Raw genomic sequence first — 1,228 nt, 5'->3', positions numbered from 1 at the left:
GCTCGTCCGTTTTGGTTTTGTCCAGCTCCAAAGACTCTGCCTGCTCTATCGCGCCCACGCTTAGATACTCTGCGGCAACCTCTCCCTCTAGCTCCACATATTCACCCTCACGGATGAAATTTCCGCCCGCGCAGATGTTTTTTAGTGCAAGATATTTCATATCGCATCCTTATGCGGCGGTCGCCAAGCTGACCCACCTTTTGATTACGATCTCATAATCGGTATAAAGATCAAAGACATATTTTAATGCTCGCTCTTCCGCGTCATACCAGCGGTTACGGCGCACATCAAGCCCCATTCCCAGCACGAGATTTTTAAGCGGAGTAGCCATATATACGCCCTTAGGCATTAACGGAGTGATCTCCAAAGGTACGCCTAAAATTTTGTCCGCGCCCCCTTGGATCAAGTGAAGCGGAGAATTTAGCGCGCTTAGCTCTTTGTTGTAAGCCTGTGCGTCGGCGGGGTTGATCAGCACCACGCTTTCGCCCAAGATATCGGAATTGATGGAGCCTACGAGCGCACTTAGTCTATCCGATACCTTATCTGAGCTTGCATAGGTTAGCTTCGTCGTATCGCTAGCGTCTTTGGCGACTTGGATCCAGCCTTTATGCAGCTTCTTGAAAGTGCCGTCGTAGGTGTCGCTCTCGCCTATGAAACCGAGCAGGGCAAGATCGTTGCCGAAAGCTTTTGTAAAAGCGTTTAGGGTTTCGGTCTCGAAATTTGGATTATCGGCATTATCCTCCAGCGCGTCTTGTAAAATTCTAGCAAATAGTTGCACGCCTTTGGCATCGAGCTTCGTACCTACCTTCCCGAGTGCCGCTCGTTGTGCCTCGGTAGGCTTTTCGCCGCTTGCTACGCGCACCAAGATCCCTTTGGCTACATCCCATGCGTCGAGCTCCTTGGTGAGCCTGCCCATCTTTTCGGTATGGATCTTGCTTAAAAAGCCGTTATTGTTTTTGATCGCATCTACGAAGTTATGCGCTTGCGCCGGCGTTAGAGATCCGCTTAACGTAACGCTTTGCGCATTTATTGAACCTTTTAAAATTTCACTTAGATTATTCATAGTATCCCCTCACTGCCTAAAGTTTTTTGTTTTGAGACGCTCCCATCTTGAGCGGACTTATTGATCTGCTCCTGCAAAGCTCCAAGCTTCGCTCCTAAATCCTCTAGCGATTTTTCTAAACTAGCCACCTTTTCGTCGTTTGCCGCCGTCTGGGCTTTAATCAGC

The 1,228-nt window shown here is 49.0% G+C and carries 1 protein-coding gene; it reads right to left on the bottom strand.

The window, feature by feature from the left end:
- Window positions 1-169: 169 nt before the first annotated feature.
- Window positions 170-1,063, bottom strand: coding sequence for a phage capsid protein (locus tag Q0257_RS06190; RefSeq protein ID WP_298022954.1), 894 nt, complete (start codon window positions 1,061-1,063; stop codon window positions 170-172).
- Window positions 1,064-1,228: the final 165 nt, after the last annotated feature.

It is taken from the genome of uncultured Campylobacter sp. (assembly GCF_938018035.1).
Classification (GTDB): Bacteria; Campylobacterota; Campylobacteria; order Campylobacterales; family Campylobacteraceae; genus Campylobacter_B.
Note: the sequence above shows the minus strand (reverse complement) of the source record. Positions and strands in the feature narration are given on the sequence as shown.

Coding starts and splice junctions, on each gene's coding strand:
- Q0257_RS06190 (WP_298022954.1), bottom strand. CDS start 1,063: ATGAATAATCTAAGTGAAATTTTAAAAGGTTCAATAAATGCGCAAAGC.